22 protein-coding genes and 2 tRNA genes are annotated in these 22700 nt (G+C 33.3%); 9 read left to right on the forward strand and 15 right to left on the reverse strand.

From position 1 onward, the window contains the following. Positions 1-25 precede the first annotated feature (25 nt). The gene (locus tag G4D72_RS02750; protein ID WP_166076053.1) at positions 26-367 is read left to right on the forward strand and encodes a DUF2853 family protein; all 342 of its coding nucleotides are present in this window, start codon (positions 26-28) and stop codon (positions 365-367) included. 47 nt (positions 368-414) lie between these two features. On the opposite strand, the gene gloA2 is transcribed toward G4D72_RS02750, so the two are convergent. The 3 genes from gloA2 to G4D72_RS02765 all read right to left on the reverse strand — a co-directional run bounded on the left by gloA2 (position 415) and on the right by G4D72_RS02765 (position 2225). Continuing rightward, positions 415-798 carry an SMU1112c/YaeR family gloxylase I-like metalloprotein gene (gloA2, locus tag G4D72_RS02755; protein ID WP_166076054.1) on the reverse strand — a complete coding sequence of 128 codons (384 nt, stop codon included), beginning with the start codon at positions 796-798 and terminating at the stop codon, positions 415-417. Positions 799-882: 84 nt separating this feature from the next. Continuing rightward, positions 883-1380 (reverse strand): DUF1456 family protein, encoded by a 498-nt coding sequence (locus tag G4D72_RS02760; protein ID WP_166076055.1) that lies wholly within the window; start codon positions 1378-1380, stop codon positions 883-885. 50 nt (positions 1381-1430) lie between these two features. Further along, entirely contained in the window at positions 1431-2225 is a 795-nt protein-coding gene (locus tag G4D72_RS02765) for an alpha/beta hydrolase (protein WP_166076056.1), read from the reverse strand. 37 nt (positions 2226-2262) lie between these two features. On the opposite strand from G4D72_RS02765, the gene G4D72_RS02770 reads away from it, so the two are divergent. Beyond that, positions 2263-2667 carry an excinuclease ABC subunit B gene (locus G4D72_RS02770; RefSeq protein ID WP_235922428.1) on the forward strand — a complete coding sequence of 135 codons (405 nt, stop codon included), beginning with the start codon at positions 2263-2265 and terminating at the stop codon, positions 2665-2667. A gap of 351 nt (positions 2668-3018) precedes the next feature. Here G4D72_RS02770 and G4D72_RS02775 read toward each other — a convergent pair whose 3' ends face one another. The 6 genes from G4D72_RS02775 to G4D72_RS02800 all read right to left on the reverse strand — a co-directional run bounded on the left by G4D72_RS02775 (position 3019) and on the right by G4D72_RS02800 (position 9049). Next, on the reverse strand, positions 3019-3495 hold the full coding sequence (locus G4D72_RS02775; protein WP_166076057.1) for a GyrI-like domain-containing protein: 477 nt from the start codon (positions 3493-3495) through the stop codon (positions 3019-3021). After that, complete coding sequence (locus tag G4D72_RS02780; RefSeq protein WP_166076058.1) at positions 3495-4484, reverse strand: metal-dependent hydrolase; 990 nt, start codon at positions 4482-4484, stop codon at positions 3495-3497. Before G4D72_RS02780 ends, G4D72_RS02775 begins: the two co-directional genes overlap by 1 nt. Positions 4485-4528: 44 nt before the next feature. Then, positions 4529-4900 carry a hypothetical protein gene (locus G4D72_RS02785; RefSeq protein ID WP_166076059.1) on the reverse strand — a complete coding sequence of 124 codons (372 nt, stop codon included), beginning with the start codon at positions 4898-4900 and terminating at the stop codon, positions 4529-4531. A gap of 60 nt (positions 4901-4960) precedes the next feature. Further along, entirely contained in the window at positions 4961-6274 is a 1314-nt protein-coding gene (gene rimO / locus G4D72_RS02790; protein ID WP_166076061.1) for a 30S ribosomal protein S12 methylthiotransferase RimO, read from the reverse strand. An 89-nt stretch (positions 6275-6363) separates the two neighbouring features. After that, the gene (locus tag G4D72_RS02795) at positions 6364-7869 is read right to left on the reverse strand and encodes an OmpP1/FadL family transporter (protein ID WP_166076062.1); all 1506 of its coding nucleotides are present in this window, start codon (positions 7867-7869) and stop codon (positions 6364-6366) included. A gap of 154 nt (positions 7870-8023) precedes the next feature. Continuing rightward, the gene (locus G4D72_RS02800) at positions 8024-9049 is read right to left on the reverse strand and encodes a hypothetical protein (RefSeq protein ID WP_166076063.1); all 1026 of its coding nucleotides are present in this window, start codon (positions 9047-9049) and stop codon (positions 8024-8026) included. Between the two features lie 96 nt (positions 9050-9145). Between G4D72_RS02800 and proS the strand changes: the two genes are divergently transcribed. From proS to G4D72_RS02830, 6 genes are all read left to right on the forward strand, one after another. Next, a complete protein-coding gene (gene proS, locus G4D72_RS02805; RefSeq protein WP_166076064.1) occupies positions 9146-10624 on the forward strand; it encodes a proline--tRNA ligase in 1479 nt (492 codons plus the stop codon). A gap of 169 nt (positions 10625-10793) precedes the next feature. Next, positions 10794-10865, forward strand: a tRNA-Glu gene (locus G4D72_RS02810). A 33-nt stretch (positions 10866-10898) separates the two neighbouring features. Further along, a tRNA-Glu gene (locus G4D72_RS02815) sits at positions 10899-10970 on the forward strand. 163 nt (positions 10971-11133) lie between these two features. After that, positions 11134-11385 (forward strand): 30S ribosomal protein S20, encoded by a 252-nt coding sequence (gene rpsT / locus G4D72_RS02820; protein ID WP_166076065.1) that lies wholly within the window; start codon positions 11134-11136, stop codon positions 11383-11385. A 329-nt stretch (positions 11386-11714) separates the two neighbouring features. Continuing rightward, on the forward strand, positions 11715-13511 hold the full coding sequence (typA, locus tag G4D72_RS02825) for a translational GTPase TypA (protein ID WP_166076066.1): 1797 nt from the start codon (positions 11715-11717) through the stop codon (positions 13509-13511). Positions 13512-13711: 200 nt separating this feature from the next. Next, positions 13712-14149, forward strand: coding sequence for a hypothetical protein (locus G4D72_RS02830; protein WP_166076067.1), 438 nt, complete (start codon positions 13712-13714; stop codon positions 14147-14149). 60 nt (positions 14150-14209) lie between these two features. Here the strand turns inward: G4D72_RS02830 and G4D72_RS02835 are convergent, their stop codons facing one another. From G4D72_RS02835 to folE, 6 genes are all read right to left on the reverse strand, one after another. Then, a complete protein-coding gene (locus G4D72_RS02835; RefSeq protein WP_166076068.1) occupies positions 14210-15061 on the reverse strand; it encodes a dienelactone hydrolase family protein in 852 nt (283 codons plus the stop codon). 67 nt (positions 15062-15128) lie between these two features. Further along, a complete protein-coding gene (gene lgt / locus G4D72_RS02840) occupies positions 15129-16073 on the reverse strand; it encodes a prolipoprotein diacylglyceryl transferase (RefSeq protein WP_166076069.1) in 945 nt (314 codons plus the stop codon). A gap of 74 nt (positions 16074-16147) precedes the next feature. Continuing rightward, entirely contained in the window at positions 16148-16333 is a 186-nt protein-coding gene (locus G4D72_RS02845; RefSeq protein ID WP_166076070.1) for a hypothetical protein, read from the reverse strand. After that, the gene (yidD, locus tag G4D72_RS02850) at positions 16317-16538 is read right to left on the reverse strand and encodes a membrane protein insertion efficiency factor YidD (protein ID WP_166076071.1); all 222 of its coding nucleotides are present in this window, start codon (positions 16536-16538) and stop codon (positions 16317-16319) included. The genes G4D72_RS02845 and yidD overlap by 17 nt, the downstream gene beginning before the upstream one ends. Before the next feature lie 57 nt (positions 16539-16595). Further along, on the reverse strand, positions 16596-18074 hold the full coding sequence (cysS, locus tag G4D72_RS02855; protein WP_166076072.1) for a cysteine--tRNA ligase: 1479 nt from the start codon (positions 18072-18074) through the stop codon (positions 16596-16598). 129 nt (positions 18075-18203) lie between these two features. Continuing rightward, positions 18204-18875: a GTP cyclohydrolase I FolE gene (folE, locus tag G4D72_RS02860; RefSeq protein WP_166076073.1), complete on the reverse strand. Its 672-nt coding sequence runs from the start codon at positions 18873-18875 to the stop codon at positions 18204-18206. 255 nt (positions 18876-19130) lie between these two features. Here folE and G4D72_RS02865 point away from each other — a divergent pair. Then, positions 19131-22700 (forward strand): beta strand repeat-containing protein (locus G4D72_RS02865; protein ID WP_166076074.1); only part of this gene is annotated, 3570 nt, incomplete at its 3' end.

Raw genomic sequence — 22700 nt, forward strand, 5'->3', positions numbered from 1 at the left:
ATAACTAACAAAAATACAAACAATTATGAGTAAAAGAGATGAATTAATAGTTAAGTATGCTGCAGATTTAAAAGACAAATGTGGTGTAACTGCTGATATGGATTTATTAACTAAAGTAGTGATTGGTTGTGGGCCATCTATTTATAATGCAGATGCTGCTACAGTTTCTGGTTCAGATGAAAAAGAATTAGCAACAGTAAAAAACAATTTCTTAATTGGGAAATTAGGTTTAAAAGATAGTGCTGATTTAGATGCTGCTATTGATGCAGTTATTGAAAAGTATGGTCGTTCAAATAAAAATAAATACAGAGCTGTAGTATATTATTTATTAGCCGTTCACTTTAAAAAAGAATCGGTTTATAACTAAGAACTAAACAAAAAATCCTGAATACTAGTTCAGGATTTTTTGTTTCATTACATTTCATAAAGTTCAATAGGCAACTGATCTGGATCTTCAAAAAAAGTAAATCTTTTTTGAGTGAATTCGTCAATTCTTATGGGTTCTGTTTTAATGTGGTATTTTGATAATGTTTCAATAGCACTTTCAATATTTTCTACTTCAAAAGCAAGATGACGCAAACCGCAAGCTTCTGGTTGGGAAACCCTTTTTGGCGGATTTGGAAAAGAAAACAACTCAATACAATAATTACCATTTAATGACAAATCTAGTTTATAGGATTGTCGTGCTTCCCGATAGACTTCTTGTGTGATTTCGAATCCTAAAATTTCCGTATAAAAGTGTTTAGATTTTTCGTAATCGGAACAAATAATAGCAATATGATGAATTTTTTTTAGCATGTAAAATGATTTATATTTTGATAGGGATTAGAAAAATTATAATTTGATTATAAAAAAATCCCCAATAGCATTGAGGATTTCGTTTTATTTTTTACCGTCTTTAAACTTGAATTTTTCAACAGGATTTTGTTTGGCTGGCTTTTTGTCGTTACCAAATTTGTTTTTCCCAAAAGCAGGTTTTTTTTCTGAACTTCCCCCAGTTTTGGGTTTAAATTCTTTTTTATCGCCAGTTCTTGGTTTAAACTGTGTTTTACTATCTGTTTTGTTATAAGGTTTTTTCGGTTCGTAAATTTTATCTGTTCTTTCGGTTTGCGTTTCGTAATTTTTATGTGATTTAATTACTTCACGTGGATTTTTAGGGTTTTCTTTCGTTCCACGTAAATGAATAATTAATCCGTTCAAGAAATTACGTAACACTTGGTCGCCACATTCCATAAAATTCGCATGATCTTCTGATCGGAAAATATCACCTAATTCGCCTTTTGACATTTTAAAATCGACTAGGTTTAAAATTTCAACTATTTGGTCGTCACGTAATTGTAATGCCACACGCAGTTTTTTGAAGATATCGTTGTTATTCATTGTATTTTGTATTTTGTATCATGATTTTCTGTATCCATGATACATCTTTATTAGAAAAGCCAAAGATACGCTTTTGCAAATGCATTTCGCCATAATTTTTCATTATGTTCGCCGTCTTTTATAATTACCGTTTTATTTAGTTTTTTACATTCACATCGTTTAGAATTAATGAGCACCTCCATTTCTTTCATATCTTTAACCATGGCACCTGAATCTTCTTTGTCGCCACATAGCATGTAAATTTTGGTTTGAAACTTTGCTGTGTTTTCCATTTTCTGAAAAATTGCTTCTTTGTTAATCCAGAAAGCAGGTGAGAAGCAACCTACTTTACCGAAAACATCAGGATATTTTATAGTAGCATAAAAAGAAACCAATCCGCCAAGTGAACTTCCCCAAATGCATGTGTTTTTTGCGTTAGTTTTAGTGTGGTAAGTTGAATCGACATGTGGTTTCAAGGTTTTTACGATAAATTCTAAATAGGCATCAGAATTTCCACCGCCGTATTTTTCATTTGTGTAAGGTGTTAACTCGTCCAAACGTTTTTCATTACCGTGTTCAATACCAATCACAATAACTTTTGCTTTTAAACTGTCTAAAGTTTCATCAATGTTCCATTCTCCCGCAAAAGCTGCTTTTTTATCAAATAAATTTTGGGCATCGTGCATATAAATTACAGGATATTTTTGGTTCGATTTTTCATAATTTAATGGTAAATAAACCCAAATTTTCTTCTTAGTTTGAAGTTGTGGCGCCTCTATTTCAAAGGTGGTGTAGCGGTTTTGAGCTTCAATAGAATGCGTCGTGAAGAAAAAAAAGAATAGAAAAAGTCGTACTACTTGTTGCATTTTTTTATATTTGAACATAATTATAAAAGTAAGAATTTTGAAGGAAACTACTCAAGAAAAAATTAGTTTGTTACGAGAAATGATTTCATTTGCCTTAGTAGATGGTGAATTGCATGATAGAGAATATGATTTCATTGAAATTGTAGCTTACGAATTGGGTGTTGATAAACCGACTTTACACAAACTTTATGAAAATAAAGGGGAAGTTACTGTGATTAAAGACGAATTAAATCGAATCTGTCAGTTTTATCGTTTGGCATTATTGATGCGATGCGATGATGTTTTACACGAAAGAGAACGTGTGAAAATTAATGAAATTGGTATCAATATGGGTTTAGATCCGTATGCTATGAAACGTGCTTTACGACTTATTGAAGATTCTTCCAATCACATGGTAGAAGGCGAAACATTAATCAAATTGTTTAGCGAACAGTTGAATTAGTTATTTAAGAGCCAAGTAAAAAGAGCCAAGTAAAAAGGGTCAAGTAAAAAGAGTCAAGTAAAAAGAGCCAAGTAAAAAGGGTCAAGTAAAAAGAGTCAAGTAAAAAGAGCCAAGTAAAAAGAGCCAAGTAAAAAGGGTCAAGTAAAAAGAGCCAAGTAAAGAGAGCCAAGTAAAGAGAGCCAAGTAAAAAGGGTCAAGTAAAAAGGGTCAAGTAAAAAGGGTCAAGTAAAAAGAGCCAAGTGAAAAGAGCCAAGTAAAAAGGGTCAAGTAAAAAGAGCCAAGTAAAAAGAATCAAGTTAAAAGTATTGAATAGAGAATAATTTACTTATTATTTGAAACTGTGCTAAGTACTTATTTAATAGGAATCCAGATTTCTTCCTCACTTTCAGGGTTTTCATGACCTAAATAATTGTCACCCAACACTTCAAAATGTGGTTGGTTGTCTAATTTAAAACCTGATTTTGGCAACCAATCAGAATAAATGTACTGTGCTGTTTTGGCAAACATTTCCGTATTTCCTTTGTGAAGAAAAACAGCATAAGTTCCACCAGAAATTTCTAGTTTTTCAAATCCTTCTGGACAATTTTCAAAATTCTTAACTTCAACGGCTGCCCATTTTGTAAAAATTGTATCTGGTGTGAAATGGGTAAAATAATTTTCAGGATAAATTTGTAGTGAAAATAGATCGGCACTCACAGCGTTTTTGATTTCTTTTAATCGTGGCATAAATAACTGCCAAATAGTTTGAGTTTTATTCTCTAGTAAAGACATTTCAACTGAAAATCCAATTAGTTTTTTTGGACCTATGGTAACTGTTTTTGGAGTCATTATTTTCCTTTAATTCGAGTTATTAATGTGCTGAAAATTTTGTCGAAATTTTTAGGTGGATTATCTTCTATGTAATAAGAACCATCCGGATTTATACAAAGTGGAAAAAGAAATTCCGCTTTATTGTTTTTGATGTCAATCGGTCCGAATTTTGTGACTTCTACAATAATTTGATTGTTTTTTTTTCGAACCAATTCGTAGCCTTTTGCAAAATTAAAAAAGGGTTCTAATTCTGGTCGTTTTTGGAGATCTGACAGTAGTTGGTTTTCGCTTTTTTCGAAATGAAAATTGGTATTCATTTGTTTGTCGAAAATACTATAATCGCTAAAATAAAAGCCATCATTTGTTTTAATTACGGCTTGCCATAAAAACGTATTAAATGGCGTAGGAACAATAGTAATATTTTGATAAGTTATGTCTTTTTCTTTTAAAACGTTTTCAAATTTGTTTTGAATTATTGTACTTATCAATACTCCCCAAACTAAATAGCCTGTAGAGAGAAGTAAACCAAAATGGATTACTTTTTTTCTTTTTGGATTGTTATTTTTCATTACCCATAATGCAATTACGGCAAGTAAAAGCGGTAAAGTATAACCTAAATCAACCACAAAAACATTATTAAGAGAATAATACGATTTGGTTAACGGGTATAAAATTCGCGTACCATATGTGGTACACAAATCTAGTAAAGGATGAGTAAAAAGTGCTAAAAAGCAAGCCCAAACCCATGAAATATAGCTAGAGTTATACTTTTTAGATAACCATTTCCCTGCTAATAAACTCAGTATAATTGAGAAAAAAATGGAATGCGAAAATGCCCGATGAATGGCTAATTGCTCTACACTATCAAAAAAAGGGTTTAATAAAACATCTAAATCAGGAATGGTTCCTAAAATCGCACCATATAAAAGCGATTTTTTACCGATTTCTTTGTCTTTTACTAGAGCAAAAGTCGCAGCACCTAAAACAATTTGAGATAATGAATCCATTTATTTAGTAATTAGTGAAGAGTAATTAGTGAAGAGTTTTTAAATTACTCTTTTATACGAATAAAGAATTGATTGGTGTAATGTCTACCTTTGTTTCCTCTAAACGAAAAGTTAAGAGTGTAAAAGCCATCTTTTACACTTTCTTTATTTGGCTTGATTATCAAACTTGTTTTATTTTTAACGTTTGTTTTGTTGGCAATTTTAACTCCAATACCGGAAAACATCATGTTTAAAGGGTCGATATTTTTTGAGACAATTTGAACTACATTTTCTTTATCTAATTCAATAAAATCGTTACCGTTTTCTAATTCAATTTTAACGGAATAAATACTTTCTTTATAAACTAAATTGCTTTTATCTTGTGCTAAAATTAAAGATGAAAATAGTATAATAAAACAAATAAAAATCTTTTTCATAGTTGCGTTTTGAATAGATTAAAAGTTCTTAAACGTAAATCTTAAATCTCAAATCTTAAATTAAGAAATTGGTTCCGCGTACAAATCAAATTCAGTAGCTTCAATGATTTTTAAATTAACAAAATCACCTGTTTTTAAGTAGAATTTAGACGCATCAATTAAAACTTCGTTATCTACATCTGGACTATCAAACTCGGTTCTACCAATGAAGTGTTCGCCTTCTTTTCTGTCAATCACACATTTGAAAGTTTGTCCAATTTTCTCTTGATTTAATTCCCAAGAAATTTGAGCTTGAATGTCCATAATTTGAGCCGCTCTATCTTGTTTCACTTCTTCTGGAACATCATCTTCTAATAAATAAGCGTGTGTGTTTTCTTCGTGAGAATAAGTAAAACAACCCAAACGTTCGAAACGCATTTCTTCAACCCAATTTTTTAGGGTGTTGAAATCTTCTTCCGTTTCACCAGGATAACCAACGATTAAAGTGGTTCTTATAGTCATTTCTGGAACTAAAGCTCTGAAATCTTGAATAAGTTTTGTGGTTTTTTCTTTTGTAGTTCCACGGCGCATCGATTTCAATACGCTATCTGATATATGTTGTAAAGGAATATCTAAATAATTACAAATTTTTGGTTCGCGTTTCATTAATTCCAAAACGTCCATTGGGAAACCAGTAGGAAAGGCGTAATGTAAACGAATCCATTCAATTCCTTCTACTTTTACTAAGGCTTCTAATAGCTCTGCTAAATTTCTTTTTTTGTATAAATCTAAACCGTAATAAGTTAGATCTTGTGCGATTAATATTAGTTCTTTAACGCCATTTTTAGCAAGTTTTTCAGCTTCAATTACTAGGTGTTCAATTGGAGTCGATTTGTGTTTTCCTCTCATCAAAGGAATCGCACAAAAACTACAAGGTCTGTCGCAACCTTCAGCAATTTTTAGGTATGCATAATTTTTTGGAGTCGTAGTTAAACGTTCACCAATTAATTCATGTTTATAATCGGCACCTAATGCTTTTAATAATAAAGGTAATTCTGTAGTTCCGAAAAACTGATCTACATTCGGAATTTCTTTTTCTAAATCGGGTCTGTAACGCTCAGATAAACAGCCTGTAACAAAAACTTTGTCGACTAAACCTTGTTCTTTTTTATCCGCATATTCTAAAATCGTATTTACCGATTCTTCTTTCGCATTATCAATAAAACCACAAGTGTTGATTACTATAATATTTCCTTCATCTTTAGTGGCTTCATGTGTCACTTCTTTTCCGTTAGCACGAAGTTGTCCCATTAAAACTTCACTATCATATACGTTTTTAGAACAACCTAGGGTAATGACGTTAATTTTATTTTTCTTTAAAGACTTGGTTCTCATAGTATTTGTTTTATTTCAGCCTGCAAAATTAATAAAAAAATGTCGCTAAACTTGAAGTAAAGCGACATTTATGAAATATTTGTATGTATTTAGAAGTTTACAACATAAGTTAACGTAACATTATTGTTATAATTTCTAATTCTTGCAGGATCATTTAATCCTGAAGTTAATAAAGCTTCTGTTCTGTTTCTGTGTTCGTTTGTATACGATAGATCTAATCTAGAGCTACCAAAGTTATATCCGAAACCACCAGAGTATGCAAATAAATCTCCAAAGGCTGTGTCTATTTGGTAAGGGCTTTGTTCAAATCGGTAACCACCTCTTAAGCTCCATTGTTTAATTTTGTACTCACCTCCTAAACGTAATTCGTAAGTGTCTTGTAATTGATTTTTGATATCTGTATTTATGACACTGTATATTTGTTCGTTTTTAGGTTTAAATTGAGTTTTCGCATAATCTCTTGAAATAAAATCTACACTCAGTAATCCTTTTTTGCCAAATAAAAACGTTCCACTAGCTGTTAGTTTTCCTGGCGTTTGAATTTTGTAAGTAGGATATACATTCACTACATTTGGATTGTAAAAAACGACTTCGGATGTATTGGTTGAAGCGTCAAAAACATCAGATGAAATAGATTGAGTTAGTTCATCATTTAAACGGTACCAAGTTGGTGTTTCATAAGACAAACCTATTCTAACATTATTAGTAGCTTTGTAGATAGCTCCTAAATTCATGGAAAAACCTGATCCATAAGTGTATAATTCGTTGTTGAAACGAGCTGTGTTTATACTAAAGCCTGAGGTGTAAAAAGGATTCAAATTACTTTCGAATAAAGAAGAAGTTCTTACGAAATCTGTAAAATGGAAGTTCATGTTCATACCTAAATACAATTTGTCTTCATAAGCTCCAGAAAAGTTCATGGTGAATTTACCGTTATATCCTCTAGATTCTATTGTATTTCTATGGAAATAATTTCCACCAGTAGGAACATTGGTAAAGTAACTATCATTTGTAGAATCATATTCTGTGATAAATGAGTTGTATCCTAATAGAGCTTGTTGTCCAATAAAGTTTAAATCTTCATAAAAAAAGCCATTTAAATCTCCAACTCCATTACCACCATTAGCAAATCTTAAAAAATAACTATCCATTGAATTGAAAGGATTAATACCTTCACTCACAATGAAATCGTCAAAATTGTTAGTGTTTTCGTAATTCAAGCCTAAGGCAAATTTCTTCCAGCCACTTTTGGCATTTGCATCGTTAAAAACAAATACAGCACCAAGTTGATTAATATCTAATGCGTTGTCTCTAGTACTTGTTGTAGTCCCAAAGTAGTTAGCTGAATTGCTTTTGTTGAAACTGGAAACAGAAAGTGTAGCTTGATTATAATTAAAGATTGACGATCCAGCAGGGTTGATATTCATGGCTGATAAATCTCCACCAATAGCGCCAAAAGCACCTCCCATGGATCTGAATCGAGCGGTTCCATTTAAGTTTTCTACACTGTAACGTAAAGCGTCAGTTATCGTGGTTTCTTGCGCGTTAGCTATAAAGGAACCACTTATTAATAAGGTAAATAATATCTTTTTCATATTTTATTTGTATTGTTTTTGGGTACTTAAAAAAGGCGCAAAAAAAATAAAGACAATCATTTTATAGTTTATTGTGCTTTTTTTGATTGAAATAGTAATTCGAATTCAATAACCTGTTTAGTTTTAATAAACAGGTTATTTATATGAGATTTAATTATCCACGACCTCCACGACCTCCGCCGCCGCCAGATCTTCCGCCTCCCATTGACCCACCGCCTCCAGATCTTCCACCACCGAAGTCTGAACTTCTTGGTGTTGAGATAGTTCTTGGTGATTCACTTCTTGGTGCTGGAGTATAATTTCTAGGTTCAGAAGTTTGACTTCTTGGTGAACTTGTATTTGTTCTTGGTGTAGAAATTATTGTTCTAGGTTGTGGTGTTTGTCCTCTAGGTGTAGAGATAGTTCTTGGTTCTGATGTCTGATTTCTTGGTGATCCAACTGTGTTTCCTCGAGTTTGAGAATTTAGATTTCTAGGATTTCCAATTGCATTACTATTTCTTCCGTTAGAGTATCTTCCTGAATTAGCAGTATTTCCATTTCTATTGATGTAACCGCCACGTGGACCATTATTGAAGGCTACATTTCTTCCTCCATAATAACCATTCCATCCCCAGCCGTTGTTCCATCCCCAGCCATTTCCGTACCAACCGTTCCATCCCCAACCGTTACCGTACCAACCGTTCCAACCCCAGCCATTTCCATACCAACCGTTCCAACCCCAGTTGTTCCAGCCGTTATTCCAACCCCATCCGATATTCCAACCCCATCCATTTCCATACCAACCGTTCCAACCCCAGTTGTTCCAACCCCAATTGTCGTTAATAATTACTGTTGTGTTGCTGTTTTGATTTTCACCCCAACCTGCATATCTTGAGTTGCCTTCCTGTACATAAACCGTATCTGGTGTTCTGTAGTTGTCTACATCGGTAAGTACTTCATTGGTTTCAAAATCGCTTTGCATGCTTCTAAATTGTTCAGCATACTTATTGTTATTTTCTACAATAACTGTTTCGTTTTGTGTGGTTTGTTCGTATCTAACCGATTTGTCTGGTCCGTAAACGCCATCATTATCATAATATGACGAATTTTGGTACGAACCACAAGCTGTCACTGTGATTGCACCAACAAATAGACTTAAAAATCTAAGTGTTTTTTGCTGAAAAGTGTAAATTGTTTTCATATATAGTAAATTTTATTGTTGGTCTTTACAAAATTAAGTAGTTTTGTAGCACTAAATTAATACAAATTAAACAAATTTTGTGCCAATATTATAAAAATGAGTAAAAATTTAACAACTAGAAGCGAAGATTATTCTGCATGGTATAACGAATTAGTCGTAAAGGCTGATTTAGCGGAGAATTCAGGTGTAAGAGGCTGTATGGTAATTAAACCTTATGGTTATGCAATTTGGGAAAAAATGCAGGCGGAATTAGATAAAATGTTTAAAGAAACAGGTCATAGTAATGCTTATTTCCCCTTATTTGTTCCGAAAAGCATGTTTGAAGCAGAAGAAAAGAATGCGGAAGGCTTCGCGAAAGAGTGTGCTATTGTTACTCATTACAGATTAAAAAATGATCCGGATAAGCCTGGAAAGTTAATGGTAGATCCGAATGCAAAATTAGAGGAAGAATTAATTGTTCGTCCTACATCTGAGGCAATTATTTGGAGTACTTATAAAGGATGGGTGCAATCTTATAGAGATTTACCTTTATTAATTAACCAATGGGCGAATGTTGTCCGTTGGGAAATGAGAACGCGTTTGTTTTTAAGAACAGCTGAGTTTTTATGGCAAGAAGGTCATACTGCACATGCAACCAAAGCAGAGGCAATGGAAGAGGCTGAAAAAATGATGCATGTATATGCTGATTTTGCAGAAAACTTTATGGCTATTCCTGTTGTAAAAGGTTTTAAAACTGAAACCGAGCGTTTTGCTGGTGCTGATGAAACTTTTTGTATTGAAGCATTAATGCAAGATGGAAAAGCGTTACAAGCAGGAACATCTCACTTTTTAGGTCAAAACTTCGCAAAAGCTTTTGATGTGAAATTTACCAATCAAGAAGGAAAACAAGATTATGTTTGGGGAACATCTTGGGGTGTTTCTACGCGTTTGATGGGTGCGTTAGTAATGACACATTCTGATGATAACGGATTGGTGTTGCCTCCCAATGTAGCGCCAATACAAGTAGTTATTGTGCCGATTTTTAAAACCGATGAAGAATTTGATAAAATTTCTGAAGTGGCGAATGGTTTAGTAGCTCAATTTAAGAAATTAAATATTTCGGTAAAATTTGATAACAGAACTACACAAAAGCCAGGTTTTAAATTTGCGGAATGGGAATTGAAAGGTGTGCCAGTTCGTTTAGCAATTGGTCCGAAAGACCTAGAAAACGGAACTTTTGAAGTCGCTAGAAGAGATACTTTAACTAAAGAAGTTAAACCTGCGGATGGAATTGTAAGTTTCATACAAGATTTATTAGAGCAAATTCAAAAAGATTTATTTAATAAAGCAGTGGATTACAGAGCAGCTCATACTACGGAAGTAAATTCTTTTGAGGAGTTTAAAGATATTTTAGAAAATAAAACAGGATTCGTATCTGCACATTGGGATGGAACTGCAGAAACCGAAGAAAAAATTAAAGACTTGACAAAGGCCACTATCAGATGTATTCCTTTAAATAGAGTAGAAGAAGCAGGAGTTTGTGTTTTAACAGGAGCGCCATCTAAAGGTAGAGTTCTTTTTGCAAAAGCATATTAAGAATTTACGAGTTGGTATTGATGATTTTTAGATTTTTTTAAAACAGCTAAATACCTTAAAAATAAACTCTTAAGTTTTTGTCTTAAAAAAAATATAATTTTTTTTGCATCAAGTATTGCACAAATAAAAAATAGTTGTATTTTTGCACTCGCATTACAGGAAATGCAATGGTCCGTTCGTCTATCGGTTAGGACGCCAGGTTTTCATCCTGGTAAGAGGGGTTCGATTCCCCTACGGACTACAAAGTTTTTACTGGAACTTTAAATCAGTTATTGGTCCGTTCGTCTATCGGTTAGGACGCCAGGTTTTCATCCTGGTAAGAGGGGTTCGATTCCCCTACGGACTACAAATTAGTTTTGAAATAGTTTTATAAAATTGAAGAAGGTGTCTCCTCTTTAATTTTGTTAGTTAAAACTGAAGTGATTGTTTTTTTAAAATTCAATTGTGGGAGGTTTTTCTTGTTTTTACTAATAAGTAAATAAAGTTATTACAATTTAAAAATTAAGAAAATGGCAAATCATAAGTCAGCTTTAAAAAGAATTAGAAGCAACGAAAAAAGAAGAGTATTAAACAAATACCAACACAAAACTACACGTAATGCTATTAAAGCAATTCGTTTAGCGACTGTAAAAGCAGAAGCTGCTGCAAAATTACCTACAGTTATTTCGATGATCGATAAGTTAGCAAAGAAAAATATCATCCACGCTAACAAAGCTTCAAACTTAAAATCTAAGTTAACAAGATTAGTTGCTAAATTATAATTAGTAATTTAAATTATACTAAATCCCATTCTGAAAAGTTTGGGATTTTTTTTATTTAGACCTGACAGGTTTCAAAAACCTATCAGGTCTTTTTTTGTTCTGAAATACAATTTTTCTTCTCTAGCCGTGGGTGCAGCGGCATCCTTTTGTTTGCAGTTTTGTGATTGTAGGTAGTGGTTTGTAAACAAAAGATATAGCGGAACACGCGACTGTTAGTGTATTGAAAATGAATTGTTTTGCTCCTAAAATTATAAAAATGTAAACAAAACAAATAGTTGTTTGAATATCAAGATAATAAACGTACCTTTGCACTTTCAAAAAAAGAATATATGTCATCTATTAGAAACATTGCAATTATTGCCCACGTTGACCACGGTAAAACTACATTGGTTGATAAAATTATGTATCACTGTCAATTATTCCGTGATAACGAAAACACTGGAGATTTAATCTTAGATAACAACGACTTAGAGCGTGAAAGAGGAATTACTATTACTTCTAAAAACGTTTCAGTTACTTATAAAGGAACTAAAATCAACATTATCGACACACCTGGTCACGCCGATTTTGGTGGAGAAGTAGAGCGTGTATTGAATATGGCAGATGGTGTTTGTCTTTTAGTAGATGCTTTTGAAGGTCCAATGCCACAAACTCGTTTCGTATTACAAAAAGCTATCGATTTAGGTTTAAAACCTTGTGTAGTTATTAATAAAGTAGATAAAGAAAACTGTACGCCAGAAGAAGTACATGAGAAAGTTTTCGATTTAATGTTCGAATTAGGTGCTACTGAAGCACAGTTAGATTTCCCTGCTGTTTATGGTTCAGCTAAAAACAACTGGATGTCTGATCACTGGCAAAATCAAACTGAAAATATTGAGCCATTATTAGACATGGTTTTAGAGCACGTGCCAGCTCCTAAAGTTTCTGAAGGAACCCCACAGATGTTAATTACTTCATTAGATTTTTCTGCATTTACAGGTCGTATCGCGATTGGTAGATTAGAAAGAGGTGTTTTAAAAGAAAATATGCCGATTTCTTTAGTTAAAAGAGATGGTTCTATAACAAAATCAAGAATTAAAGAATTACACACTTTTGAAGGTTTAGGTCGTAAAAAAGTCGATGAAGTTGTTGCTGGTGATATTTGTGCGATTATTGGGGTAGAAGGTTTTGAAATTGGAGATACTATTGCTGATTTTGAAAATCCAGAAGCATTAGAAACTATCGCTATTGATGAACCAACAATGAGTATGTTATTTACGATTAACGACTCACCTTTCTTTGGTAAAGAAGGTAAATTTGTAACTTCTCGTCATATTAGAGAACGTTTAGAAAAAGAATTAGAGAAAAACTTAGCAATGAGAATGGCTGAGACCGATTCTGCTGATAAATTTATGGTATTTGGTCGTGGTGTACTTCACTTATCTGTTCTTATTGAAACTATGAGAAGAGAAGGTTACGAATTGCAAATTGGTCAGCCACAAGTAATTATTAAAGAAGTAGATGGTGTAAAATGTGAACCAATTGAAGAATTAACAATTGATTTACCAGAGTCACTTTCTGGAAGAGCCGTAGAATTTGTTACTTTACGTAAAGGTGAAATGCTTTCGATGGAAACAAAAGGTGATCGTATGATTATTATATTTAATATTCCTTCTCGTGGAATTATTGGTTTACGTAACCAATTATTAACTGCAACTGCAGGAGAAGCAATTATGGCGCACCGTTTCATTGGATATGAACCTTATAAAGGAGAAATTTCTGGACGTAACAAAGGTTCGTTAATTTCTATGGAAAAAGGAAAAGCTATTCCTTACTCTTTAGATAAATTACAAGATAGAGGTAAGTTCTTCGTTGAACCAAATGCTGAAATCTATGAAGGACAGGTTATTGGTGAAAACTCTCGTGGTGATGATATGTGTGTAAACGTAACGAAAGAGAAAAAACTTACTAACGTTCGTTCTTCTGGTAATGACGACAAAGCCAGAATTATTCCACCAATTATTTTCTCTTTAGAGGAAGCTTTAGAGTACATTCAAAAAGATGAATATGTTGAAGTTACTCCAAAATCTATCCGTTTAAGAAAAATTCACTTAACAGAGAACGACAGAAAACGTTTCAAAATCTAATTAGATTTTAATAAATATATTAAACCACGAAAATCAAATGAAATTCGTGGTTTTTTTATTTGTAATCACCGCAGATTTACAGATTATTTAGATTTTCAAAAAAAAAAAAACTGCGCATCTGTGGTGAAAATATTAATTTAGAATTATTTGCAAAATCCTTAGTTAAAAACCCTAACTTTGTTGCTATAAAACTTAAAGCCATGGAAATTAAATTAAAAAACGGAATTGATAGATTAGAGTTTGGTATGACTCCAAAATACGTAGAAGCTTTATACGGAAAACCAAATAAAACGTTTACCGATGATGAAAACAATACCATTTACGTGTACAACAAAGAACGTATGAAGTTAACGTTTTATGTTGAAGAAGACATGAAATTAGGATATATTACCACTACAAATCCAATCATAAAATTGTTTGGAGCTACAATTATTAATCAGCCTTGGGATGTGGTTAATGGCGATTTGGCACTGAATAAAATTACCAATTTTGAAAAAGATTCAGAAGAAGGAATTGATATTTATTTTAATGAAGACCATTGGTTGTTCTTCCATGTAGATTATGACGAAGTTGTTGAGGTTGAAATTGGTGCAATCATCAACGATAAAGATGAATTTGAATGGAAGTTTAGAGGATAAAACATAAAAAAACGGCGAAATCTATTTTAGAATTTGCCGTTTTTTATTTTCATTTAAAGTTTATTTCAACTTAAATTTTTCTTTTAAAAAGCTGATTGCCATCGCATTCGCTTCGGTTGCAGCTTTTTCATCGAATTTTGGATTACTTGGATTCGCAAAAGCATGAGCTGCTTCGAAAATTTTGTAGTTCAATGTTTTATTAGCCGTTTTCATGTTTGCGGCAAATTCTTCAACAATTGTTTTAGAAATCCATTCTTCAGTAGCAAATAAACCTAGTACATCACAGTTTAAGGTTTTAAGTTTTTCCACATCTTTTACTGGCATTCCATAATACATTACCGATCCTACAGCTTGTTTTTTTGATAAAATTGCAGATTTTAGAGACCATCCGCCACCAAAACACCAGCCAATGCTTGCTACTTTAGCTTTTTTACCCGCATAAGCTAATGCGCCAGTTACAATATTTTCTAAGCGTTTTTCATCTGCACCTTGCATGTATTTTCCTGCTTCCTCTCGAGTGGTTGCAACTTTGCCGTCATACATGTCAATGGCTAATACGTTTACATTTCCGCCCATTTCATTGTATAAAATATCGGCTTGCTTTTTAATATGATCGTTTAATCCCCACCATTCTTGGTATACAAAAAGCCATTGGTTAGATTTTACTTTAGATTTTACAAAATACGCATTTCCATCTGTTACATCTGAAGTTTTGAAGGTAATCATTTCTCCACCAACCACAGAACTGTGATTGTATTCTAACGGAATTTGATGCGAAGCGACAAAGTTTTTATCGGTTGTAAATTCTGCCATGTTTCCTTCGTTAGATGCAAATGCTAATTGACAACAGCTTTGTCCAAATGCGAATGAAGTAACAAGTGTAATAACTAGAGTGCTAAATATTTTTTTCATTTGTTAAGGTTTTAATAATTCAAATGTAAAGATAAAAAAAACACGCTCAAGGCGTGTTTTATAATTTTTAACTATTGTTAGATACCGTTTTCTTTTGTGAAGCATATATGAAGTAAAATCCAATAATGATAAAAGGGATACTTAACCATTGTCCGGTAGATAAGGCATTGAACATTTTATATTCTTCAAAACCACCCTGACTATCTTTTACAAATTCTACAAAAAAACGAACTGACCAAAGTAATACTAAAAAGGTTCCAAAAATTAATCCCGGTTTGTTTCTTGCATTTGTTCTCCAATACATATAAAATAAAAGAAAAAATACAGGAATATATAAAATAGCTTCAAATAATTGTGCCGGATATCTGTATGGAAATTCTGCTAAATATTCTTTAAATTGCGGATCATTTGCAACAGCATTATAAGCTTGTGTTGGGTCTTTTATTTGAGTTTTCTGAAAAATGGCATCTATTCCGTAAGGCGTATTGTTGGCTTCTCCTTTTATGAATTTCATTGCCATAAAACTGTCTTTTGAAGTTACTTTTCCGAAAATTTCAGAGTTCATAAAGTTTCCTAAACGAATAAAAACTGCTCCAGAAGCTACTGGAATTACAATTCTATCCAAAATCCATAATAAGGGACGTTGTAATACTTTAGTTTTAATATAATACATGGTAATAATTATGGCAATTGCTGCTCCATGACTAGCCAAACCACTAAAACCTGTAAAATGAAGTCCGCCTTGTGTACTAACTGGTAGTAAAACACTTAATGGATCTTGTGTAAATAATTCCGATTGATAAAAAATTACATGTCCTAAACGGGCTCCCACCATTGTAGCAACAATAGTATAAACAAAAAGGTTGTCTAATTTTTCAATTGATTCTTTTTCTCTTTCAAAAATAAACTTTGTAATATACCAGCCAAGGGCAAAGGCCGCGACCCATGTTAAACTGTAAAAACGAATCATGAAAAAACCTAAATCGATACCTTCTGTTGGATTCCAAATCATATTATTTTTTTTAATTGTATAGTGTAAATTGTATAATGTATTTTGATTTTTTTGTCACTTTTACTTGTTTCTTTTTACTTTTTCCTTGGCTCTTTATACTTTTGCCTTAGCTCTTTTTCCTTGTCTCTTTTTCCTTTTTCCTTTTTCCTTGGCTCTTTATACTTTTGCCTTAGCTCTTTTTCCTTGGCTCTTTTTCCTTGTCTCTTTTTCCTTGTCTCTTTTTCCTTTTTCCTTGGCTCTTCATTAAGGAACCGGATCATAACCACTTCTTCCCCAAGGATGACAACTTGAAATTCTTTTAATTGCTAGCCAACTTCCTTTTAATATGCCATGTTTTTCTAAGGCTTCTTTACTGTAACTAGAACAAGTAGGAGCAAACCTACAAGTAGCTGGTGTTAATGGCGAAATAACGATTTGATAAAACCTAATAATTACTATAAACGGAAAAATTAAAATCTTTTTCATATTTTGTTACTTATTAAAGTATCAAACTTTTCTTTTTTTACTTTTTCCTTGGCTCTTTTACAATGTAAAACTCGTTCCTTCTTTTCCGTCTTTCAATTGAATGTTTAGCGCGGCTAATTTATCTCTAATTTCATCAGATAAAGCCCAGTTTTTGTTAGCTCTAGCTTCCTTTCTCATTTCGATAAGCATTTCAATTACACTTCCTAATTTATTATTATTTCCTTCTGTTTTTTTATTTGTTAATCCTAACACATCAAAAACAAAAACATCTAATGTAGTTTTTAATTCTTCTAAATCTGTTGCGGTAATCGTTTCTTTTTTATCATTTAATACATTGATAATCCTAACCGCTTCAAATAATTGCGCCATTAAAATAGTCGTATTAAAATCGTCATTCATCGCATCATAACATGCTTTTTTCCAAGTTGCGATATCAACTGAAGAAGTGGTGCTAGTTTCAATTTTAGATAAAACAGCCATCGCTTCCATCAAACGATTGTAACCTTTTTCACTAGCTACCATCGCATCGTTAGAAATGTCTAAAACACCGCGATAATGCGCTTGCATAAAGCAAAAACGCACTACACTTGGATCGAAAGCTTTTTCAAAAAAATCGTTTTCACCATTTATTAATTCCATTGGTAAAATGTAATTACCAGTGCTTTTGCTCATGCGTAAGCCGTTCATGGTCAACATGTTGGCGTGCATCCAATAATTTACAGGATCTACTCCATTACAAGCTGTGCCTTGTGCAACTTCACATTCATGATGAGGAAATTTCAAATCTAAACCACCACCATGAATGTCGAATGTTTCGCCTAAGTATTTGGTGCTCATGGCTGTACATTCTAAATGCCAACCCGGAAAACCAGCTCCCCAAGGTGAATTCCAACGCATAATGTGTGCTGGCGAAGCCTTTTTCCAAAGGGCAAAATCTTGTGGATTTTTCTTTTCTGTTTGTCCGTCTAAATCTCTAGTATTGGCAAACAACTCATCAATATTTCTATTGCTTAATTCGCCATAATTTAAACCTCTTTTGTTGTATTCAATAACATCAAAATAAACCGAACCATTGCTTTCATAAGCAAAACCTGTTTCTATTAATTTTTGTGTTAGTTCTATTTGTTCAATAATATGTCCAGTTGCAGTAGGCTCAATAGTAGGAGGTAAGAAGTTGAAAATTTCTAAAACTCTATGAAAATCGACGGTATATTTCTGAACAATTTCCATAGGTTCTAACTTCTCTAAACGCGATTGTTTTACAAACCTGTCGTTTTCTACATCGCCATCATCTGTTAAATGCCCGGCATCTGTAATATTTCGTACATATCTAACTTTGTAACCTAAATGCAATAGATAACGATAAATCATGTCAAAACTCATAAAAGTTCTCACATTTCCTAAATGCACATTGCTATAAACCGTTGGTCCACAAACATACATACCAATTTTACCTTCGTGAATCGATTTGAAATTTTCTTTTTTTCCCGATAAAGAATTATACACCTGAAGTGGATTGATTTCGTAAAGTGGCATTTGGTTTAATTTATTGTTGTTTATTATTTTTTGAAGCTCATCCTGCTTTCCGTTACAATCTTTTTATTTGTTGTATTTGTTTTATGTGTAGCAACAAATAAAAAGGATTTTCACTGCAATCAGGGCTAGTTAAAATCTCGTATCTAATTTAATATAGTCTAAGAATTCTCTTTTTATTTTTTCTTCTTTAAATTTTCCGCCGAATTCAGATGTAACCGTACTACTTTCAATATCTTTAATTCCACGAGAATTCACACACATGTGCTTGGCATCAATTACACAAGCTACATCTTGAGTATTTAAAACTTCTTGTAATTCTTTTACAATTTGAATGGTTAATCGTTCTTGAACTTGTGGTCTTTTTGCATAAAATTCAACAATTCTATTCATTTTAGATAATCCAACTACAGTTCCGTTTGAAATGTAAGCAATGTGTGCTCTACCATATATAGGTAATAAATGGTGTTCGCAAGTAGAATAAACGACAATGTTTTTTTCTACCAACATTTCACCGTACTTGTATTTATTGTCAAAAGTTGAAGCACTTGGTTTTTTGTCAGGATTTAATCCTCCAAAAATTTCTTTGACAAACATTTTAGCAACTCTATTTGGAGTACCTTTTAAACTATCGTCTGTTAGGTCCATACCAAGTGTTAGTAAAATGTTTTCAACATCTTTTTTTATTCTTGTAATTTTTTCCTCATCAGAAATATCAAATGCATCTTGTCTAATTGGGTTGTGCGTGCTTGTAGCAATATGATTGTTGCCTATTTCGTCATTATTTTCTTCGTTATGTATCATTATAGTTGTAATTTGCAAATTAGTGCAAATATATGCAAATCTCTGAATAAAAAGTCTATAATTTTAATATGTAATTTTAAAGTATTCACGGAGTAATTTTTTTAAGTCAAATGATGTCAATCCGATAAAAAGCAAAATAATTCGACGAAACGCATGTATAATTGTTAAAAATTTAATTTATTAACGTAAAGTTAATTTTTTTTCTATTTTTGCTAGGTACAATCAACACAAATCTTACTAAATATTGCTCATAAGATGAAGAAAATTATTTTACTCTTTTTTATTTTTTTAAATATTAATTCTGTTTTTTCACAAGCAACTTGTGCATCAACATCGCCAATATGTTCCGGTAACATAGCCCCGCAGCCTAGCTTAGTTGGACCGAATTTAGGTTCTCCAGGCTGTTTAGGTTCCGCTCCAAACGGTAACTGGTATACATTTCAAGTTGGGTTTGCAGGAGATTTAATTTTTAATTTGCACCAAGGAAATAATGCTCCTTTGTATAACAATTTAGACATAGATTTTATTTGTTGGGGGCCGTTTACAGATGCTCAAATTGCTTCTGGTGCTGCGTGTAACAGTTTAGCTGATTTAACTGCACCAGCTACACCTAACAATATTGTAGATTGTAGTTATTCTGGATCAGCTACAGAAACAATTTTAATTCCTAATGCGAATCCAGGTTCTAATTATATTTTATTAATTACAAATTTTTCTGGACAGCCAGGCTTGTTTGTAATGGAACAAACTAATTCTACTGCACCGGGATCTGGCTCAACCAATTGTGATGTCGTTTGTGGAGTGAATTTAGGTCCAACTTCTACATCGATTTATCCAAGTCCACCTCAAACCAATACTGTTTCTATTTGTGATGCTGCTATAAGTACTCAAACACTACACTGTAATTTTGAAAATCCACCAGTAAATCAGAATTCTTTAGCTTATCAATGGTATTTAAATGGAGTGTTGCAACCTGCTTTTACAACAAAATCAATTACTGTAAATCAATCTGGTACTTGGCGAGTGGTGGTTACTCATCCTGATTGTGGTACACCATCTGAAGATTCAGTTATAATATCTTTTGGATCAACACCTGTTTTAAATAACCCGGGAACACAACAAGGAGCTTTAGGTGATTGTAGTCCTACTTTTAATTTGACAGCTTTAATTCCATCTATTTTAGCACCCTTAAATCCAGCTAATTTCACTGTTGATTTTTTTGATGATTTTGGAGCTTCTTTAATTTATAGTTTTCCTGTGACTGGACAAATTACAAATCCATCAGCATATCAACCAAATCCATTAGTAGATACCACTATTTATGTAAGAGCTAGAAATAATACTTCATCAGAGTGTGTGGATTCAGACGATATCTCATTTTTGTTAGATATTAGATGTTTAGCAAGTGCAACAGGAAATACAATTTGTCCGGGTAATTTTGGTGAATTAACTTTTACAGGTGCTCCTGGTACAGTGGTTACATTTACCGAAGGATCAAATGTTTATACAACTCCACCTATAGGACCTTCTGGACAATATGTTTGGACGACTCCATTCCCATTAACAAGTACAACCATTTACAATTTAACAAATGCAGCAGTTGGTACGTCTAATACTCCACTAACTTCTACAGCAACTATTACAGTTTTGAATACTAATACAGTAAGTGCTTCGTCTTCAAATCCGACCTTGTGTATTAATACACCATTAACTCCAATTATTACTCACACTACAACAAATGCTACTGGAATTGGTACTCCAACAGGTTTACCACTTGGTGTTAATGCAATTTGGACTAGTAACACGATTGAAATTTCTGGAACACCATCAGTTTCAGGTGTATTTAATTACAGTATACCGTTAACTGGAGGATGTAGTGGTGGAACTGCTACTGGTGTTATTACTGTAAATGCCAATAATACAGTTTCTGCTGCTTCTTCTTCACCAACATTGTGTGTAAATACAACATTAGCAACTCCAATAACACATACAACAACAGGTGCTACAGGAATAGGAACACCAACTGGATTACCAACTGGTGTATCTGCTTCATGGTCATCTGATACAATCACTATTTCTGGAACGCCATCAGTTTCAGGCGTTTTTAATTATTCTATTCCATTAACAGGAGGCTGTGGAGCATTTAATGCTACAGGAACGATCAATGTGATAACAACAAATACTGTTACTTCGGCATCTTCAACTCCAACAGTGTGTTTAAATTCAACTTTAACAACAATAACTCATACAACATCAGGCGCAACAGGTATTGGTGCAGCTACTGGACTACCAGCAGGTGTTGTAGCTTCTTGGTCAGGAAATACTATTGAAATAAATGGTTCACCTAGTGCAACAGGAATTTTTAATTATTCCATTCCATTAACTGGTGGTTGTGGATCAGTAAATGCTACTGGAACGATTACGGTTAATTTAGTTAATACAGTTTCTAGTGCTACATCTCCTACTTTGTGTATAAATACTGCCTTATCAATTACTCACAATACAACTGGTGCAACGGGTATTGGTACACCAACAGGTTTACCAGCAGGAGTAATTGCATCATGGAATTCTAATATAATAACTATTTCAGGTTCACCTTCAGCATCAGGTACTTTCAATTATGACATTCCTTTAACAGGTGGTTGTGGTACTTTAAGCGCTACAGGAACAATAATTGTTACACCAGACAATACTGTTACACCTGCCTCTGCAACGCCTACATTATGTATTAATACGGTTTTACCAACTATTTCTCATACTACTACAGGTGCAACTGGGATAGGTATGGCTACAGGGTTACCAACAGGTGTTACTGCTTCTTGGTCAGGAAATACTATACAAATAACTGGTTCGCCTAGTACTGCTGGGGTATTTAATTACACAATTCCATTGACTGGTGGTTGTGGCTCAATTAATGCAACAGGTACAATAACTGTTAATCCTGATAACACTGTTTCTGTAGCCTCTGCGTCACCAACTTTGTGTGTAAATACCCTGTTAATGCCAGCGATAACTCATAATACTACTGGTGCAACAGGAATTGGAACAGTAACTGGTTTACCAGCTGGAATGACAGCATCTTGGTCTGTAAATCAAATAGTTATATCGGGTACTCCTTCAGTATCGGGTACTTTCAATTATGACATTCCTTTAACTGGAGGTTGTGGTACATTTAGTGCGGTGGGAACCATTACTGTAAATCCAAATAATACAGTTACTGCAGCTTCAACTACACCTACTTTGTGTATCAATACAGCTTTAGTAACACCAATAAATCATACAACTACTGGCGCAACTGGAATTGGTATACCAACAGGATTACCATCAGGTGTAACAGCTTCATGGGCTTCAAATACAATAACTATAACTGGAACTCCAACTGTTTCAGGCATTTTTAATTATTCAATTCCTTTAACAGGTGGTTGTGGTGGAATTGCAACAGGTACAATAACAGTTACACCAAATAATACAGTTACAGCTGCTTCATCATCTCCAATTGTTTGTGTAAATAACTCACTAACTGTTACTCATACTACAACTGGTGCAACTGGGATTGGAACACCAACAGGTTTACCAGCAGGAGTTTTTGCTTCATGGACTAGTGATCAAATTACTATTTCAGGTATTGCTACGGTAACTGGTGTTTTTAATTACAATATTCCATTAACTGGTGGATGTGGGTCATTTAGCGCTATTGGTACCATCACAGTTAACCCGAACAATACGGTTTCACCGGCTTCATCGTCACCGGTTTTATGTGTGAATACCAACTTACCGATAATAACTCATACAACAACGGGTGCAACTGGGATTGGAACACCAACA

It is taken from the genome of Flavobacterium difficile (assembly GCF_011392115.1).
GTDB classification, from domain to species: Bacteria; Bacteroidota; Bacteroidia; order Flavobacteriales; family Flavobacteriaceae; genus Flavobacterium; species Flavobacterium difficile.

What these genes read in the sequence shown, in the direction of transcription:
- G4D72_RS02750 (WP_166076053.1), top strand. Translation starts at nt 26, where the DNA reads ATGAGTAAAAGAGATGAATTAATAGTTAAGTATGCTGCAGATTTAAAA.
- gloA2 (WP_166076054.1), bottom strand. Translation starts at nt 798, where the DNA reads ATGCTAAAAAAAATTCATCATATTGCTATTATTTGTTCCGATTACGAA.
- G4D72_RS02760 (WP_166076055.1), bottom strand. Translation starts at nt 1,380, where the DNA reads ATGAATAACAACGATATCTTCAAAAAACTGCGTGTGGCATTACAATTA.
- G4D72_RS02765 (WP_166076056.1), bottom strand. Translation starts at nt 2,225, where the DNA reads ATGCAACAAGTAGTACGACTTTTTCTATTCTTTTTTTTCTTCACGACG.
- G4D72_RS02775 (WP_166076057.1), bottom strand. Translation starts at nt 3,495, where the DNA reads ATGACTCCAAAAACAGTTACCATAGGTCCAAAAAAACTAATTGGATTT.
- G4D72_RS02780 (WP_166076058.1), bottom strand. Translation starts at nt 4,484, where the DNA reads ATGGATTCATTATCTCAAATTGTTTTAGGTGCTGCGACTTTTGCTCTA.
- G4D72_RS02785 (WP_166076059.1), bottom strand. Translation starts at nt 4,900, where the DNA reads ATGAAAAAGATTTTTATTTGTTTTATTATACTATTTTCATCTTTAATT.
- rimO (WP_166076061.1), bottom strand. Translation starts at nt 6,274, where the DNA reads ATGAGAACCAAGTCTTTAAAGAAAAATAAAATTAACGTCATTACCCTA.
- G4D72_RS02795 (WP_166076062.1), bottom strand. Translation starts at nt 7,869, where the DNA reads ATGAAAAAGATATTATTTACCTTATTAATAAGTGGTTCCTTTATAGCT.
- G4D72_RS02800 (WP_166076063.1), bottom strand. Translation starts at nt 9,049, where the DNA reads ATGAAAACAATTTACACTTTTCAGCAAAAAACACTTAGATTTTTAAGT.
- proS (WP_166076064.1), top strand. Translation starts at nt 9,146, where the DNA reads ATGAGTAAAAATTTAACAACTAGAAGCGAAGATTATTCTGCATGGTAT.
- rpsT (WP_166076065.1), top strand. Translation starts at nt 11,134, where the DNA reads ATGGCAAATCATAAGTCAGCTTTAAAAAGAATTAGAAGCAACGAAAAA.
- typA (WP_166076066.1), top strand. Translation starts at nt 11,715, where the DNA reads ATGTCATCTATTAGAAACATTGCAATTATTGCCCACGTTGACCACGGT.
- G4D72_RS02830 (WP_166076067.1), top strand. Translation starts at nt 13,712, where the DNA reads ATGGAAATTAAATTAAAAAACGGAATTGATAGATTAGAGTTTGGTATG.
- G4D72_RS02835 (WP_166076068.1), bottom strand. Translation starts at nt 15,061, where the DNA reads ATGAAAAAAATATTTAGCACTCTAGTTATTACACTTGTTACTTCATTC.
- lgt (WP_166076069.1), bottom strand. Translation starts at nt 16,073, where the DNA reads ATGATTTGGAATCCAACAGAAGGTATCGATTTAGGTTTTTTCATGATT.
- G4D72_RS02845 (WP_166076070.1), bottom strand. Translation starts at nt 16,333, where the DNA reads ATGATCCGGTTCCTTAATGAAGAGCCAAGGAAAAAGGAAAAAGAGACA.
- yidD (WP_166076071.1), bottom strand. Translation starts at nt 16,538, where the DNA reads ATGAAAAAGATTTTAATTTTTCCGTTTATAGTAATTATTAGGTTTTAT.
- cysS (WP_166076072.1), bottom strand. Translation starts at nt 18,074, where the DNA reads ATGCCACTTTACGAAATCAATCCACTTCAGGTGTATAATTCTTTATCG.
- folE (WP_166076073.1), bottom strand. Translation starts at nt 18,875, where the DNA reads ATGATACATAACGAAGAAAATAATGACGAAATAGGCAACAATCATATT.